This is a genomic window from Cumulibacter soli (genome assembly GCF_004382795.1).
GTDB classification, from domain to species: Bacteria; Actinomycetota; Actinomycetes; order Mycobacteriales; family Antricoccaceae; genus Cumulibacter; species Cumulibacter soli.
Window position 1 is genome coordinate 180,606 of sequence record NZ_SMSG01000006.1, and the last position, 13,038, is coordinate 193,643.

The following is a 13,038-nucleotide window of genomic DNA, read 5'->3' on the forward strand; positions in this document are numbered from 1 at the left end:
CACTTTCCATCCAGGAATCGGTTGTGGTTCCCGGATGACCTGGTCCGGTGCGCCCTCGGTGAGTGGCCGTGGGGTGATTCCTCGGTGGTGCCTGCCCGCTGCTTGCCCGCGCGGTCCGGGTTCGGTTCACATGTTGTGGTGGTGCGTGTCAGCCTGCGGCTTGTTCCTCGGCCGTGAGGCGCTGGAACTCGCCGGGGTGTTCGCGGTAGACCTTGGTGCGGGCGTCGATGCCCATGCCGCGCCATTGCGCGAGGGTGAGTCCGGTCTGCGGTGCGGGCGTCGGTCCCCCGGCGGTACCTGGAACGCTGGTCTGTTTCCATTCCGGGTACTCGTCGAGGACGGCAGCGATGCGAGCCGTTACCTGCTCGGCCTGCTCGGGGCCGGTGAGTGCGTCGAGGCCTTCGCGGTCGACGAGGCGGGCGACAGCATCGCGGCGGTCTTTCCGCGTGTCTGATCCGGCGATCGCCGCGTAAACGCGCGCGTTCAGGATCTCCGCGCGGGCTTCGGTGCGGGCCTGCTCGGCGAGTTGCTGGTACTTCTCGACGTCCAGTTTCGCGGCGTCCAACTCGGACTTGCCTGCGCGTTCCGCGGCTTCGGCGATTTCGGCGTCATGCTTACGCTGCTGCTCAGCGAGACGGTCCTGAACGATCTGGTTCACCTTCGCCTGCTGCGCTTCGCTGAACCGCTCGGTACTGCCTGCGGAGTGGGCGTCGATCGCGGACGGCGCGGCGGCTGCCTGCGGTGGTTCGGTGGGTGCCTGCTGTTCAGTGGCCTGCTGCTGCGGGGCTTCTGCTGCGGGTGCCTGGTCGGTCACGGCGATTGTCTCCCTGGTCGGGTCCGGGTTGCTGTCCGGTGCGGACCGTGACACGCCGCGTGTCAGTACGGGGCGTCGCCGGGGCGCGGTACTTCCCGCCACCGGTTCCGTTTCAGGGTGTCGTTCGCTTTCCAGATATTCACGTGATCTGCGAGCGCTGCGCGGGCGTCCTTCAACCGCTGCGCCCGCGCTGGCGATATGCCGCCGGTCGATGCTTCGACGTCCGCGAGGAGTCGTTCACGGCGCACGCGGCGTTCGAGTGCGCGTTGCTGCTGCGACGCGCGGTACCCGTCTGGGTCCGGTTGACCTGGCGCCGGTAGGTCGTCGTACTCCGCCCACCAGCCGTACACGGCGTGGCGGCAGTTCGGATGCATGAGGCCGGCGGCGCGCGCCTCGTCCAGGGTCGCGCCGGCGACGTCGTCCGTAGCCCCGTCGACGCGGAGTACGCGTCCCTCCCACGGTCGGCACGCCGGGCATTCTCGGTGCGCGTCAGACACGACCACGTAAGGCGTGCCAGCGTCGGCCGCAGCTGCGAGGGAGGACCGCGTGTGCGCTGCTTGTGCTTCGGTCCGTAGCACGGTTTCCGTGTAGGTCGCGGGCTGCCAGCGTCGGCCGCGTTTGTCGTGGAGGACGTGGACGCCGTCGTCGATCATGCGTTTAGCGGCGCTGCGGGTTGCCTGCTCGAGTGTCGCCTCCCCCGCGGCCATTGCGGCGTGCGCGTCGCGGAGTGCGCGGCGCGCGTTGTCGGTGAGGCCTTGGATGCCGTACCGCCACTGTTCTCGTGCGGTACGCACGTTCGGCAGGTCGCCGGGGTCGGGCATGCCGGAGTCGATACCGGCCCGCCGCACTACGTCAGCGAGACCAGCCATGGCGTCGTCCCCGATGACGGCTGCTGCGGCGATCGCGGGCGCGGCGTCGTTGAGGCGTTGCTGCGCGGCCCATTGCCACGTCAGTGTGGTCTCGCCGCGCCTCGGCAGCAGCGCCTCGACCACGACGCGGACGACAGCGTCTTGCGCCCACCACACGACACTCATCAGTTCAACGATAAGTACGTCGATGCGGTGCGCGAAGTCCCGGCCCGCGCGGCGGATGGCTGCGGCGATGCGCCGCGTCAATCCCCGGTCAGCCATGGGTTATCCGATGAGGTCGAGCGGGCTGGTCGTCTTGTTCTCGTCCATGATCCGCCGGACCTCGTCGTCGACCTGGTCCGGGGATAGGTCGGGTTGGGCCATGCGGACGCTGGTTTCGATGCTGATTGCGCGGGCGTCCCGTAGCGCCTGGATCGTCGACGCGGTCTCAGCAGCGTCGCCTAGGTTGTCATCGGACCATTCCAGGTTCAGGCCGTCGACCATGCCTGCGTCGGGCAGCCCCAACTGTTTGTCGATGGCGAGCATCCACTGCGCGGCGCGGAGGACGGCGGGTTCCCACGCCCGCTGTTTTCGGCCGAGAGTGCGGTACGTGCGGCGTTCGCGGAGTTTGTGACTGGTGCCGCTGATCGCGCCCTCGACATGCAGGCCGAATGTTTGCGGCGCGTACCCGCATGAGGTGATGATTCGTTCGGTTTGCGCGAGCGCGGTCGCGGCGAAGTCTTGGACGCGGAGGTCGAAGTGCACTTGCTCGACCGGTAGGCGGCTGCTGGCGGTGCCCTGGTCGAGGCCTTTCAGTTCGGTGAACACTTCGTCGTCGAGGTCGAGTGCGCCGTCAGGGCCGAGTGCGCCCTCAGCGACGAGGATGCGGGCCTGACCGACGCGGATCTCCCGGTCCCACGCGGACAGGGTCTGTGACAGGGAGTCGATGTCGGGGAGGCTGCTGGCGTGGTCGGGTGCGCCGTATTCGCCGCCGCGGTACCGGCGCCAGAATCCGTTACTGACGTAGGACGGCAGCATGCCTTTCACGCCGAAACCGGTGAGGTCGATTCCGCCGTCCTGCTGGACGATGTCGCCTAGCGCGGCCGTGGAGGGGTGGTCAGCGAGCGGGCGTACAGCGCCCAATTCGTTGGGGTTGGTGGCTTCGCGGAGCGCGTGCCACACGCGGCCGTCCTCGTGACGTTCGATGTGCCTCCATGTCGAGGTGTCTGCTTCGGTTTTCGCGGGCAGCGTGACCACGAACGACACCGCCGTCAACACGCCGAGCGTGTACTCGGGGACCGCCTGGTCCTGCCCGATCGCCTGCAACGTGGACCGGTCCGACAGGGTCGTGTTCCAGCGAGGTACGAGCCACGCCCCGCCGGTCCCTGACGCGATGTCAGCACCGGCCTGCAGCGCGGCGGCGACCCGGTCGCTGAGTTCTTCGAGGCGCGTCTGCTGTTGGCCGCTGCCGGGTGCGGTCAGGATCGCGGGCGACCCGAACAGCAGGTCGCTGGCGACGGCGGCGACGTCACCGGCGATAGCGGCCGGGATGAACGACCGGGCTCGGTGCGTGTCCACTTGGTCGGTTGCGCGGCGTTGCCACCACTTCCCGCGGGCCTTCGCCGGGGTCGAGGGGGTCTGCGTGAGGACGTCCCGTTCGTCGCTGGTCCACGCCGCGACTAGCCCGGTGAGGTCCCGGATTTGTGGTTGGTATGCGAGGGGCGGCCAGGGAGTGTTAGCGGGGGCGTCAAGCGGCAGGACCATAACCGGAATCGTTCGGTTATGAATGTCAGCGCGCGACGCTATGGTTCCAGGCAAAGGAAACATCGCAGTGATGTGCCCACAACCTGGAGAGCTTTCATGCCCGACGATGACGACAACGCCACGTGGACACCACAGACCGACCCGGACGGGTACACGAGGGCCGAGTTAAGACCGCGCGATAATCTGCTGAACTCGTTGCTGAGCATCATCTTCGATAGCGAAGCCATCCCTGATGAGGCGTCATTTTCAATGACAGTGGTGACGGGTGGAGCCCTTGTAAGTGGAATCGTCGTTAGCCAAGCTGTATTCGCCCGACGCGTCTCTGATGGACTTCGTCAGGCGAACGGTGGCGATAACTTCGCGTTCATCGTTGACGAGATCGTGAACGCCCAGAGCGAACTAGACGCCGAGATTAAAGCGGGTCGCGATGGGATTGCGCCGGCAATCCCCGTTCGGTATCTGCATATGCGCGATGTGACCGTAATGTCAGGGGGCGGGCCACTTCAGTTCAGCAATTGGCGATGCCGGCTAGAGTCCATCGACGGGTGGACGTTTGGCAGTCTGGGCTAACTGACCGAGCGAGTTAGTCCACGGATGCGGCGGCGGGAGTCCGACACGAACTCGCCGTCACCCTCGGGCACCGGGGCAGGCGCGAGCCACGATCGCCACTGCGACCGGAGCGCCATCACCCCATACCTGAGCGCGTCCACGCCGTGATCGTTCAACTTCACCGGCCGATCCTCGCCATCGTCCGCGGCCTTCTCATCCCACACGTACCCCAACAGTTCGTCCCACAACGCGGACGCATCCGCGCGATGCACAACGAGGTGCTGGTTCTTGAACAGCGCGGCGACGGACCGGATGCCGTCGAGGACGGTGTTGTCTGCCGAGCGGACTGTCCAGCCGTCGCGTCGGAGTTGCTGTCGGAACGACGCAGCCGAGGGGTCGACAACGATCGGGAGGCTGCTGGTCGCGTGGCCGAGGCCCTTCACCCACTCGCCCAACTTCGCGCTGGTCTCGCCGTCCGTGAGTTGGCCGTCATTCCTGCCGTCATGCCGCCACTCACTCGCGGCAGTGATCCGACGCCGCGACTTGTCAACGTGAAGGAGGACGGCATGGGTCGGGTTCAAGGTGCCGTAGTCGAGCGCGATCAAAGCGGGCGCGCCCGTCACCTCACTGGTGGTGTTCGCTTCCTCTGACAGGGCCTCGAAGATCGCGCCCTCGGCAGCGACCCAAAGGCCGTCGATGAACCGCTTATAGAACAACCCCGCGAGGGAGCGTTTGAGGCGCGCTTTCTCCTGCTCGTCAAGGGCCGGGTTGTCGTCGAGGGTGAAATGCCAGGTCCGCATCCCGATCTCTCGGGCCTTGTCGATTTTCTTCCGTTTCAGCCAGTGCGCGGGGCTGTCTGGGTTTGTGGTCGCGAAGATCTTCGCGCCCTGGCTGAACGTCGTGATGTGCCGCGTCTCCAGCATCGACCAGTAAGACTCGTTCGGTAGCAGCGTGGCCTCGTCCACGTATGCCCCGGCCAGGGTCAGGCCGCGGATTCGGGACTCGGCTTTGGCGTCGTTCGCGCCGACCATGTGCACGCGCCGCCCGAACAACCGTCCTTCGTTGGCGCCGGCCGTGTGGGCTAGCGGTGACGCGTCACCGAAGTACGCGTCGATCTCGTCGAGAACGTTCCGGCGGATCGTGTCTTTCGTTTTCCCGATCATGATCAGCGGGCCGGGTGGCGCTAGTGCGTCGACGTAGGCGCACCACGCGAGGACGCTCGCTGTTGTTTTCCCGCTACGGACGGCGCCTTCCCATAGGTGCAGTGGGTCGGGTGATCGGAGCGTGTCCCGGATCGATACTCGCTGCTTCCGGCTCAGCTTCGCGGGTTTCATTCGTCACCGTCGTCGTCGAGGCCAGCGACCAGCCGCTGAATCAACGCGGACGCTTCACCGCTCGTCGCCCGTTCCGCTTCAAGCCGAGCGAGATCATTCGCCGTCTTCACCAACGTCGCCGCCGACGTAACGAGATTCCGAATGTCGCCAGTCGGCGGGCGGTCGAGCGTGTGCTCGGTGTAGGTGTTGTCTTTACCGCCGATGTTGAACACGAGATGCGGACGGCCGAGCTGCTGCAGGAACTCGCCCGCCCGACGCAACGATTCTTCCTGCAGGTTCTCACGCCGCGCCGCGTTCCGTTCACGCGCGGACTCATGCGCCGCAGACACCTTCGACAACGCCGCATCATTCGTAACGCCATAACGCTTGCACGCGTCACGCACCGTCGACCTCGAACACGCGAACCGCTCGGCAACCTCACGCAGCGAATAACCGGCAGCGCGCGCGTCGGCCATCGCTTGACGCTCCTCAGCGGTGAACCGAGGACGACCACCACCGGCCACGGGCAGCCCTCTCTATCGCGCGCGCAAGACACGGCACTGCCTGTGCAGTGCTTGGGGTGTCAGTGTGGTGTGGGTGGTGTTTGTGGACCTATGGGGAGTCGAACCCCAGTCCAGCGTGGTTCCGCGTGCGGCTTTCCTCGCTGTCGATACCTTCTAGGCCCTGCGTTGGGCGGCCCGTGTAGTGGACAGGCAACCCAACGCGTCAAGGTTCTGGCGCCGGGTGTCAGCGTGGCGCGTTCGGTATCCGCTTATTGAACTCGGCGTTGCTCTTGTCGCCCGCGCAGAGCGACGTTGAACTTGGCCACTATGTCTTGTCGCTTCTCGATGTCTTGTCGCTTCTTGCTGTTCTCGTCGATCGCCTGGCCGAATGCCTTGTAATAGCGAGCGATCAGGGGCTCATAGTCGAGGTCGGCGCCGGTCATCCCGGCGACGACGGTTGCTTGCCCTTCTTCATCGTTCTCAACGTTGAGGGAATTGGCCTCAAGGTAGCGTTCTTCGGACGGCGTGATGGGTCGAGTGGTGTGGAATCGGACAGAGACACCGATCAGATGGTCGCCCTCGTCGGTTTCGAGGATCTTCACGTCATCGGTGGTTATCTCATCGGGGCCAGTGATCCCTGGGATTTCGGTCATGTTTGGTCCTTTCGTCGGGAGGGCCGCTTTGTGCGCGTCCATTGTGAATAGGCCGGTCGGGATTTCGTACCGCGTTTATGCGGTTGCGCGACCAGCTTTGCGGCGTGCCCGTGCTTCCTGTTCGTATTTTGCGTGCGCGTCCCGACATTTCCCGCAACGACACCCCGGCCAGCGGCTGCTGCCCATGTACCGGGATCGGGAGCCATGGACGGGCCGCAGGTCGCGGTTCGTGATCGCGAACAGCTCGCCGCGTTTGCGGGCGGGGAGTCCGGCGATGATGCCCATGTCGGGGTCGCGGCCATGTTCGAGGAGGCATTCGAGCGCGACGGGGCACGTGTTGCAGACGAGGATCGCTTCGGCGTTGATGTGCGGAGGTTGGTCGGCGTCCCAGGATTGGACGGGTAGATCGGATTGGGCGCAGGCTGCTTGTTCGGTCCAGGCGCTGGGTCGGCCGATGGGTGGCGAGGTCATGCTGCGTCCTTGCGGTGTTGGGGTTGGCTCGTTAAATGCCACGCGGTGCACCGGCAGCGGTATGCGGCGGTGGGCGGGTGGCCGGCGGGTAGGCCTTGCGCGGTGAGGTGGCCGGTGATGGTGCGGGAGTAGGCGAGGGCGCGGGTGGCGTCGCGTTTGTTGCGGAAGGCCCGTTTTTCGGGGTGTGGGCAGCCCGGCCGCGGGGCGGCTAGAACGCGGGGCCGCATACGGGGTCCTCTTTGATCTGGTTTAGGTAGGTGCCGAACGGCGTCCAGCCGTCGCCATGGTTGACCTTTACCGGGCGGCCTTCGGGGTTGCCGTCGGGGCCGTCGGTCATGTGGAAGATGACGGCGATGTGGTCGTCGGTAGGTCGATGGCTTCGATCAGGTGTCTCATTGGTCCCTCCAGATGAACGGCTGAGTGACAGGTAGCGGATCAGTCATGACATGGCCTCCGGATCGAGCAGGGACGCCTGCCGCATGTCCATGTCGTACTTCTCCGCGTAGCGGTGCATCGCGACGGCGCATCGCCCGCGGCCGACATGCCACGACGGCGCGGGGAACCCAGGGATCTCGGCATGCTCGGTGCCGACGCGTCCCGCTTTCATGCGGCGCGTGATCGGCTCACCGCACGCATAGCAGACTCCTGGCTGCGACCACGCCATTTTGCGGTCGAGGGCTTCGCCGGCTCGTTCGGCCCGCTTGTCGTCCACGGCGGCTTTGCACGGGTACGGGTGGCCGCAGCAGGAGCACAAGGGAATCCGCTCCGACTTGTAGAACCACCAGAACCCGCCGCCGTGTGACGGGTCGATGGTGAGGCCGAGGTCGCCTCGGCTGTTCTCGTGCCTGTTTTTCGGTCCGTGCAGCCGGGTCAGGGTCACGCTGTACGGCAGGCGTCGATCCCGGAACGGCTCGCTATATGCGTTGATCCGAGCGGCTTGCTCTTCGGTGGGGTCGTTGGTGCGGACGTGGGCGACTCGCCAGGCGGCGTAGTTCCACGCGACGAGGTCCCCTTCTTCGGGTCGCCTCGAGTAGGCGATGCGTGCCCCGGATGGCGTCATGCCGAGTTCTATCGCCCATCCCCTCAAGTCGCTCATGGCGTTGGTCCTTCTGGTTGGCGTAGTACCGGCCGACCGTCCGAGTACGCGGATAGGTGGTGGCGTAGGCGATCGTTCTCAGCGGTGAGATTCCATACCTGGGCGAGTAGGTGTTCGGCGTCGTGGTCGCTTTCACTGAGGCGTCGCTTGAGGTCGGCGACCACGGCGCGAAGGGCCTTGATTTCTGCCTTGCCGCGCGTCATCCCTGGTCCTCCTCTACTGGTAGCCACGGCGTGCAGCGGCGCGACACGACAAAGTCATACGGAGACTCTGCATGAATCGGCGGCACATACTGAGCCACATCCTCGTAATCGCGAAACGCGCCATTGTCGTCATCTACGAATAGTTTTCTTTCTCCGCACTCGGTAGTCCAAAATGCTCGGCCCCATTCCTCAGTCATCTCGGCGCGTTCTGCTTCCAGGGCGTCAATGTGCGCGAGCAGCAGTTCCACGTCGCGGCGTTGGTCGGCCATAACGACATAGGGCCGGTTGGCTTGCGCCGTGCGCCTGATCGCGTCGAGCCTCTCGCTAGATAGACGCGTCATCGCTGGACCTCCTCGATTTCGTAGCCGCAACTGCGCCGTGCGACTATGACGGGCATGTCTGTCATGATCGGCATCCTCGGTGGTGTCCTCGGCTCGCTCATCACACTGGCCGCTGGGCATGTGTACCGCCGTATCGATGACCGAAAAGACGGCCCCGATTTCGTCGTCGTGATGACCGATGACGACGAAGGCTCGCACCCGACGGCGGGCAGGTTGCACCTGGTGAACGTAGGGCTCGGAAGAGCGGCGCGACTCCACCTGCGACCCGTGCGGTTCGCGCGGCTCCGCGGTGTCCAGGCGGTCCCCAAAGGCGCCATGGTGGACAGCTGGAAAACACTCTCGTTGGCGCCCCGGGAGTGCGTCGAACTTTTCGTATTCGTGGGCGCCACCCACATGTTCATGGAGACGGGTAAGCCGTGGGCTATCGCTGTCACTTGGCGCTCCTCTCGCCGGTGGCGTCACCGAACGACGGTGCGGATTGAGCCGGTCGGCACAGGTATACAGGTGACTCCTCTGATCGCAGCGAAGCTTCGTGGGCTGCTCGAACATCCGGATGCATGAGTCCGCGGACCTTCGCGTATATCTCAGGCGTAAGCGGCTTGCCATGGACTGTTCCTGGCGGGTCGGGTGGTTCGGGTCGACGCGGTCGGCGTTTCTCTAGGCGTCGTAGCCACTCGCCCGCTACGACGATGGGCGCGCTTCCCGCTATGCCCGCTGCTAGGCCGATCCAGAGCACGTCCCAGTATCCGCTCATGGTTTTGCCTCCTCGGTAGTGGACAGCAGAGCGCGAAGTTGTGCGGCTACGCTCTTCTCGTCGTGTATCCGAGTCGAGTGGTATCCGTCCAAGGCAAGGAACCGCTCGTACACGAACACCCGCTTGCTCTCTAGGGCCTCGGCTGCTTCACTGAGTGCGTCACGGCGGCCAGCCTCGAACCCGGCTCGCACAGCAGAGCCCACGGCGTAGCACTCGTCGCGCTTAACGTCCCAGTCGTCGTGATACATGCACCGCGTCACGTCCGCACCATCTAGGTGATGGACAGTGATTCGCTGGCACACATGCAATGTCATCTCATCCCGTATCGCGGCGTCCAGAGCATCACTCATCGCTGGTCTCCCTTGCTGTCTGAGCGCAGCGAGCGGACGACCGATATGCCTAGCGACGTCAAAACGGCATCCGTAATCGCGTTCGTGAGATCCCGCGTTGCGAGGGTGTGACCGTCGCCTTCGATGTATGCGAGGTCGGCCGCGTGGCTAGCCTGCGACCACTGCACTTCGGTCAACCCGGCCAGGCCTCGATCAGGTACCCACCCCATACCGTGATCCAGTTGCCCGCAGGACGGATGCAATAACCCGTCGTTGTGCCAAGCACTCCCGTGTGACGGGGACGGGCACCATGCGCAAATGTCCGCGCCGATTGCGTAAGCCACCTCGTCCAGCGTCTCGTTGCGGATCGCTGGGCGTGCCACTGCGAGAGCAGCACGAGCCACATCCACATGCACCGGCATCACGCCGGGCACCGTCTGCCCACCGGGACCGCTATACGGCAGGGATGCCGTCAGAATCGCTTCGGCTATGCGCTCGATCAACTCGTCGTCGCCGGTCATGACTCACCGCCCGGCACGTAGACGATGCGGGCGCCCCTCACAACCATGCGCTCCAGCGGAAAGCCCTCGGTAAATCCGGTAGTCACCCACCTGCCCGCGCTCGCTATGTACTGCGACGCCTCGCCATCGCGGTCGACCACGACCACACCGTCCACCAGCCGCGTGCGCTCGGTCAGAAACGCACCAACGACCGGGTCGACAGGTTCGGGCGCTACCGGCATTCCGTGCTCGATCGCGTAATCGATAGCGATCTCGGCGTCCGGCAGATCTAGGACGATGCCGCACTCCCGCTGATGGTCGATCAAATCCCGCACGTGTTCTTCCCTGGTCCTCATACCTGGTTCCTTTCCATAGCGAGCAAATCGAGCTGCAGATCGTCATCCGCCCATTCGAGGCGCTCCACCTCGACCCACTCCTCACGGTCACGAGTGACGATCAGAGCGTCACCGTCCAGTACGACGTCGGCACGGCCGTCACGTAGCCGCGAGAGACGTTCGCGGCGGGCTTCGGCTGCCGTGTAACCGGACCAGTCGATGACGCTGGTCTCGGTCCATTCGATGTCGGGGTACTTGATCGTCCGGGTCACGGTCAGGGTGCTCACGCCGTCGCCTCCCCAGAAGTAGCAGCGGGCCGGATCTCGACCCAGATGCCCGCCGTAGCGCCTTTCTCGATCCGCACACCACCCGACACGTTGCGCCAGTGATCGGGAAAACCGAGAACGTCGCAGACCCCATCGACTAGCGGTTTCCTGGTGAGGACGGGATTGTCTGTATCGCGGTGGCGATTGTCGGTCACGACCCACACGAGGTCGATCACGACCGGCGGCATGACGCGGACACGTCGAGCGCGGGTCTCCTGCCGCGTCAACGTCGCGGCGATCGCGCGGAGCGTCTGCGTGGTCCTGTGCCGCGGCGCCCAATGCCCGCGGCGATCATTCAAGGACAGCGGGGGCCGGATGTAGCCGGGGATCTGGAACCGCACCGTATCGGTCACGCTACGGCCTTCTCGGTGAGGCCGATCATGTCCAGGAGGACGGCGGCGTCAGCATCGTGTCGTTGCGCGTAGGCGTGGACCTGCCGCGTGGCGGCGTCACGGTCACGCTCGGTGATCGGCCGCGTTTTCAGCGTGGTGAGCGCGTCGGCGAGGTAGTTGAATCCGCGTTGGTTCCCGGCTGGTAGCGGGACACGCGTGGTGGTAGTTTGCGTGGTTGCCATCATGCTTCTCCTTTGTCTTGGTGGCCATGCCCCCGGTGTTCCCGCACGCGGGGGCTTCCTCATATCTTGCCGCATTGCGTCTCAAATCTCTACACCGTGAGACATGAACTTCAAGCCGAATAGCGACAGGTCGACTTCGAGACCTCCGACGTTGCCGGCAAAGTCGATCCATCGCAGGTCAGGTACACGCGGCCGTACCACAGCTGCACCGATACGGCGGCGGGGTCACCCCAGGAACGGACGAGGGTGCCGACCTGTTCGGCGGCGTTGGGGTGGGCGTGCTGCCACGCATGACAGTCGTGACAGGCATGCACGATCGAGCACGGGCACCAAGGCGTGATGTTGCGTCGCCTGCGGCGCGCCATGTCGGTAGCGTCTCGACGTCCGCAGACCTCACACTTGCCGCGCGATCGGGCGGCGACGAGCGCCCTGCACGCCGTTTCAGCCTTTGCCGTGAAACCGCTTCTAAGGCGTCGAGAATTCTTCCCCGCCCGATCAACCCCAAGGGGCATGTGAACGGCGTTCTCTGGCGCGTTGGCATGAGCCACGCACCATCGCTACGCGCTTCAACGGCGTCTTTCTTTCCAACATTTGCTGATTTCCTTCGTTCCGGGACTCGCGCGTTACGTTTCGTAACGCTTCATACGAGAAGTAGTCCAAGAAGGTTTGGGTTACGGGTCAGGTTCAGGATCAGGAGAATCCCTCGGAACGCCTAACGCCGTCAGGACATCACGGGGATAGGCTATCCCTCGCAACGACTTTCACCCTGGGGATAGGGCATCCAATAGGCATTCCCTGACATCGTCTGGCATGTCGAGGATGGCCATTTCCTGCGCGATGACGTCGAGCAGGTGTTCCGAATCGACAGCGCGGATTGCCGCGACGATCGCAGGAACCCGCTTCTTGTTCCTGTACCCCTTGTCGTGCTTAATGAACGACCGCACGAGCAACTCGCCGGTGGCCTGGTCGAGCACGACGAACCGGGCCGACTCCAGCACGATCAACGCGCCGCCGATCTTGCCCGGTGTTTGGTCTTCGGCGTACCCGGCCCAACGGCGCTCGGCAAGCGTCAGGACGCCGCACGATGAGATGTCGGGTTGGGTGACGAGGGCGAGATATAGCCATTGAGGATCTGTCGGCATCTTGCGGAACTCTCTATCTCGCCAGATCGCCGACAGGATCTGTCCGTACTCCCGCATTTGTTAGAACGGTGGCTCGTCGGTGGTGTCTTGAGTGCCCCAGGGGTCCGGCTGCGCGCCGCCCCCGAACCCGCCCTGCGTACCCGCATGGCTGCTACGGCTGGCCTTCTGGACCTTCGCCGTCGCGTACTTCAACGACGGCCCGATCTCGTCAACCTCAAGTTCGGTCACGGTCCGCTTCTCACCCTCACGGGTCTCATACGAACGCTGCTTCAACCGGCCCGTCACGATGACGCGGGACCCCTTATCGAGAGACTCCGCCGCGTGCTCGGCCATCTCCCGCCAGCACGAGCAGCGCATGAACAACGGCTCGCCGTCCTCCCACCCGTTCGACTGACGGTTGAACGAACGCGGAGTCGAGGCGACCGTGAAGTTAGCTACCGCCAAACCCGCCGGCGTGAACTTCAACTCCGGTAGAGCGGTCAGGTTTCCGATGATCGTGATGAGTGTTTCGCCTGCCATGACT

General features: G+C 64.7%; 21 protein-coding genes and 1 other RNA gene. 2 read left to right on the forward strand and 20 right to left on the reverse strand.

The annotated features are described in order from the left end of the window. Nucleotides 1-148: 148 nt before the first annotated feature. The 3 genes from E1H16_RS14040 to E1H16_RS14050 all read right to left on the reverse strand — a co-directional run bounded on the left by E1H16_RS14040 (nucleotide 149) and on the right by E1H16_RS14050 (nucleotide 3,426). Nucleotides 149-814, reverse strand: coding sequence for a hypothetical protein (locus tag E1H16_RS14040; protein WP_134324543.1), 666 nt, complete (start codon nucleotides 812-814; stop codon nucleotides 149-151). Between the two features lie 62 nt (nucleotides 815-876). Continuing rightward, entirely contained in the window at nucleotides 877-1,944 is a 1,068-nt protein-coding gene (locus E1H16_RS14045; RefSeq protein WP_134324544.1) for a phage minor capsid protein, read from the reverse strand. Nucleotides 1,945-1,947: 3 nt separating this feature from the next. Next, complete coding sequence (locus tag E1H16_RS14050) at nucleotides 1,948-3,426, reverse strand: phage portal protein (RefSeq protein WP_166741783.1); 1,479 nt, start codon at nucleotides 3,424-3,426, stop codon at nucleotides 1,948-1,950. Nucleotides 3,427-3,522: 96 nt separating this feature from the next. Here E1H16_RS14050 and E1H16_RS14055 point away from each other — a divergent pair, with 96 nt between their 5' ends. Then, nucleotides 3,523-3,996 carry a hypothetical protein gene (locus E1H16_RS14055; protein ID WP_134324546.1) on the forward strand — a complete coding sequence of 158 codons (474 nt, stop codon included), beginning with the start codon at nucleotides 3,523-3,525 and terminating at the stop codon, nucleotides 3,994-3,996. Here E1H16_RS14055 and E1H16_RS14060 read toward each other — a convergent pair. The 9 genes from E1H16_RS14060 to E1H16_RS14095 form a co-directional block, all read right to left on the reverse strand. Next, nucleotides 3,993-5,309 carry a PBSX family phage terminase large subunit gene (locus E1H16_RS14060; protein WP_134324547.1) on the reverse strand — a complete coding sequence of 439 codons (1,317 nt, stop codon included), beginning with the start codon at nucleotides 5,307-5,309 and terminating at the stop codon, nucleotides 3,993-3,995. The genes E1H16_RS14055 and E1H16_RS14060 overlap by 4 nt on opposite strands. Beyond that, entirely contained in the window at nucleotides 5,306-5,812 is a 507-nt protein-coding gene (locus tag E1H16_RS14065; protein ID WP_279586371.1) for a helix-turn-helix domain-containing protein, read from the reverse strand. Before E1H16_RS14065 ends, E1H16_RS14060 begins: the two co-directional genes overlap by 4 nt. 80 nt (nucleotides 5,813-5,892) lie before the next feature. Next, nucleotides 5,893-5,973: a transfer-messenger RNA gene (ssrA, locus tag E1H16_RS14070) on the reverse strand. Between the two features lie 87 nt (nucleotides 5,974-6,060). Then, nucleotides 6,061-6,444 (reverse strand): hypothetical protein, encoded by a 384-nt coding sequence (locus E1H16_RS14075; protein ID WP_134324549.1) that lies wholly within the window; start codon nucleotides 6,442-6,444, stop codon nucleotides 6,061-6,063. Between the two features lie 75 nt (nucleotides 6,445-6,519). Next, nucleotides 6,520-6,915 carry a WhiB family transcriptional regulator gene (locus tag E1H16_RS19065; protein ID WP_134324550.1) on the reverse strand — a complete coding sequence of 132 codons (396 nt, stop codon included), beginning with the start codon at nucleotides 6,913-6,915 and terminating at the stop codon, nucleotides 6,520-6,522. Nucleotides 6,916-7,123: 208 nt separating this feature from the next. Next, complete coding sequence (locus tag E1H16_RS18930; protein WP_279586372.1) at nucleotides 7,124-7,252, reverse strand: hypothetical protein; 129 nt, start codon at nucleotides 7,250-7,252, stop codon at nucleotides 7,124-7,126. Nucleotides 7,253-7,354: 102 nt separating this feature from the next. Further along, a complete protein-coding gene (locus E1H16_RS14085; RefSeq protein ID WP_134324551.1) occupies nucleotides 7,355-8,011 on the reverse strand; it encodes a hypothetical protein in 657 nt (218 codons plus the stop codon). Continuing rightward, complete coding sequence (locus E1H16_RS14090) at nucleotides 8,008-8,214, reverse strand: hypothetical protein (protein WP_134324552.1); 207 nt, start codon at nucleotides 8,212-8,214, stop codon at nucleotides 8,008-8,010. The genes E1H16_RS14085 and E1H16_RS14090 overlap by 4 nt, the downstream gene beginning before the upstream one ends. Further along, nucleotides 8,211-8,555, reverse strand: coding sequence for a hypothetical protein (locus E1H16_RS14095; RefSeq protein WP_134324553.1), 345 nt, complete (start codon nucleotides 8,553-8,555; stop codon nucleotides 8,211-8,213). Before E1H16_RS14095 ends, E1H16_RS14090 begins: the two co-directional genes overlap by 4 nt. Nucleotides 8,556-8,609: 54 nt before the next feature. Here E1H16_RS14095 and E1H16_RS14100 point away from each other — a divergent pair, with 54 nt between their 5' ends. Next, nucleotides 8,610-9,116: a hypothetical protein gene (locus tag E1H16_RS14100; protein ID WP_134324554.1), complete on the forward strand. Its 507-nt coding sequence runs from the start codon at nucleotides 8,610-8,612 to the stop codon at nucleotides 9,114-9,116. Nucleotides 9,117-9,305: 189 nt separating this feature from the next. On the opposite strand, the gene E1H16_RS14105 is transcribed toward E1H16_RS14100, so the two are convergent. The 8 genes from E1H16_RS14105 to E1H16_RS14140 all read right to left on the reverse strand — a co-directional run bounded on the left by E1H16_RS14105 (nucleotide 9,306) and on the right by E1H16_RS14140 (nucleotide 13,034). Further along, nucleotides 9,306-9,659, reverse strand: coding sequence for a hypothetical protein (locus tag E1H16_RS14105; protein WP_134324555.1), 354 nt, complete (start codon nucleotides 9,657-9,659; stop codon nucleotides 9,306-9,308). Then, on the reverse strand, nucleotides 9,656-10,159 hold the full coding sequence (locus E1H16_RS14110; RefSeq protein ID WP_134324556.1) for a hypothetical protein: 504 nt from the start codon (nucleotides 10,157-10,159) through the stop codon (nucleotides 9,656-9,658). The genes E1H16_RS14105 and E1H16_RS14110 overlap by 4 nt, the downstream gene beginning before the upstream one ends. Beyond that, complete coding sequence (locus E1H16_RS14115; RefSeq protein WP_134324557.1) at nucleotides 10,156-10,494, reverse strand: hypothetical protein; 339 nt, start codon at nucleotides 10,492-10,494, stop codon at nucleotides 10,156-10,158. The genes E1H16_RS14110 and E1H16_RS14115 overlap by 4 nt, the downstream gene beginning before the upstream one ends. Next, nucleotides 10,491-10,760, reverse strand: a complete 270-nt coding sequence (locus E1H16_RS14120) for a hypothetical protein (protein WP_134324558.1) — start codon at nucleotides 10,758-10,760, stop codon at nucleotides 10,491-10,493. Before E1H16_RS14120 ends, E1H16_RS14115 begins: the two co-directional genes overlap by 4 nt. Beyond that, on the reverse strand, nucleotides 10,757-11,152 hold the full coding sequence (locus tag E1H16_RS14125) for a hypothetical protein (RefSeq protein WP_134324559.1): 396 nt from the start codon (nucleotides 11,150-11,152) through the stop codon (nucleotides 10,757-10,759). Before E1H16_RS14125 ends, E1H16_RS14120 begins: the two co-directional genes overlap by 4 nt. Next, nucleotides 11,149-11,376 (reverse strand): hypothetical protein, encoded by a 228-nt coding sequence (locus tag E1H16_RS14130; RefSeq protein ID WP_134324560.1) that lies wholly within the window; start codon nucleotides 11,374-11,376, stop codon nucleotides 11,149-11,151. Before E1H16_RS14130 ends, E1H16_RS14125 begins: the two co-directional genes overlap by 4 nt. 758 nt (nucleotides 11,377-12,134) lie before the next feature. Further along, nucleotides 12,135-12,572, reverse strand: a complete 438-nt coding sequence (locus E1H16_RS14135; protein ID WP_134324561.1) for a hypothetical protein — start codon at nucleotides 12,570-12,572, stop codon at nucleotides 12,135-12,137. 3 nt (nucleotides 12,573-12,575) lie between these two features. After that, nucleotides 12,576-13,034 (reverse strand): single-stranded DNA-binding protein, encoded by a 459-nt coding sequence (locus E1H16_RS14140; protein WP_134324562.1) that lies wholly within the window; start codon nucleotides 13,032-13,034, stop codon nucleotides 12,576-12,578. Between the last annotated feature and the right edge of the window lie 4 nt (nucleotides 13,035-13,038).

Coding starts and splice junctions, on each gene's coding strand:
- E1H16_RS14110 (WP_134324556.1), bottom strand. CDS start 10,159: ATGACCGGCGACGACGAGTTGATCGAGCGCATAGCCGAAGCGATTCTG.
- E1H16_RS14090 (WP_134324552.1), bottom strand. CDS start 8,214: ATGACGCGCGGCAAGGCAGAAATCAAGGCCCTTCGCGCCGTGGTCGCC.
- E1H16_RS14095 (WP_134324553.1), bottom strand. CDS start 8,555: ATGACGCGTCTATCTAGCGAGAGGCTCGACGCGATCAGGCGCACGGCG.
- E1H16_RS19065 (WP_134324550.1), bottom strand. CDS start 6,915: ATGACCTCGCCACCCATCGGCCGACCCAGCGCCTGGACCGAACAAGCA.
- E1H16_RS14045 (WP_134324544.1), bottom strand. CDS start 1,944: ATGGCTGACCGGGGATTGACGCGGCGCATCGCCGCAGCCATCCGCCGC.
- E1H16_RS14050 (WP_166741783.1), bottom strand. CDS start 3,426: ATGGTCCTGCCGCTTGACGCCCCCGCTAACACTCCCTGGCCGCCCCTC.
- E1H16_RS14140 (WP_134324562.1), bottom strand. CDS start 13,034: ATGGCAGGCGAAACACTCATCACGATCATCGGAAACCTGACCGCTCTA.
- E1H16_RS18930 (WP_279586372.1), bottom strand. CDS start 7,252: ATGACCGACGGCCCCGACGGCAACCCCGAAGGCCGCCCGGTAAAGGTC.
- E1H16_RS14115 (WP_134324557.1), bottom strand. CDS start 10,494: ATGAGGACCAGGGAAGAACACGTGCGGGATTTGATCGACCATCAGCGG.
- E1H16_RS14130 (WP_134324560.1), bottom strand. CDS start 11,376: ATGATGGCAACCACGCAAACTACCACCACGCGTGTCCCGCTACCAGCC.
- E1H16_RS14060 (WP_134324547.1), bottom strand. CDS start 5,309: ATGAAACCCGCGAAGCTGAGCCGGAAGCAGCGAGTATCGATCCGGGAC.
- E1H16_RS14075 (WP_134324549.1), bottom strand. CDS start 6,444: ATGACCGAAATCCCAGGGATCACTGGCCCCGATGAGATAACCACCGAT.
- E1H16_RS14100 (WP_134324554.1), top strand. CDS start 8,610: ATGTCTGTCATGATCGGCATCCTCGGTGGTGTCCTCGGCTCGCTCATC.
- E1H16_RS14135 (WP_134324561.1), bottom strand. CDS start 12,572: ATGCGGGAGTACGGACAGATCCTGTCGGCGATCTGGCGAGATAGAGAG.
- E1H16_RS14105 (WP_134324555.1), bottom strand. CDS start 9,659: ATGAGTGATGCTCTGGACGCCGCGATACGGGATGAGATGACATTGCAT.
- E1H16_RS14055 (WP_134324546.1), top strand. CDS start 3,523: ATGCCCGACGATGACGACAACGCCACGTGGACACCACAGACCGACCCG.
- E1H16_RS14085 (WP_134324551.1), bottom strand. CDS start 8,011: ATGAGCGACTTGAGGGGATGGGCGATAGAACTCGGCATGACGCCATCC.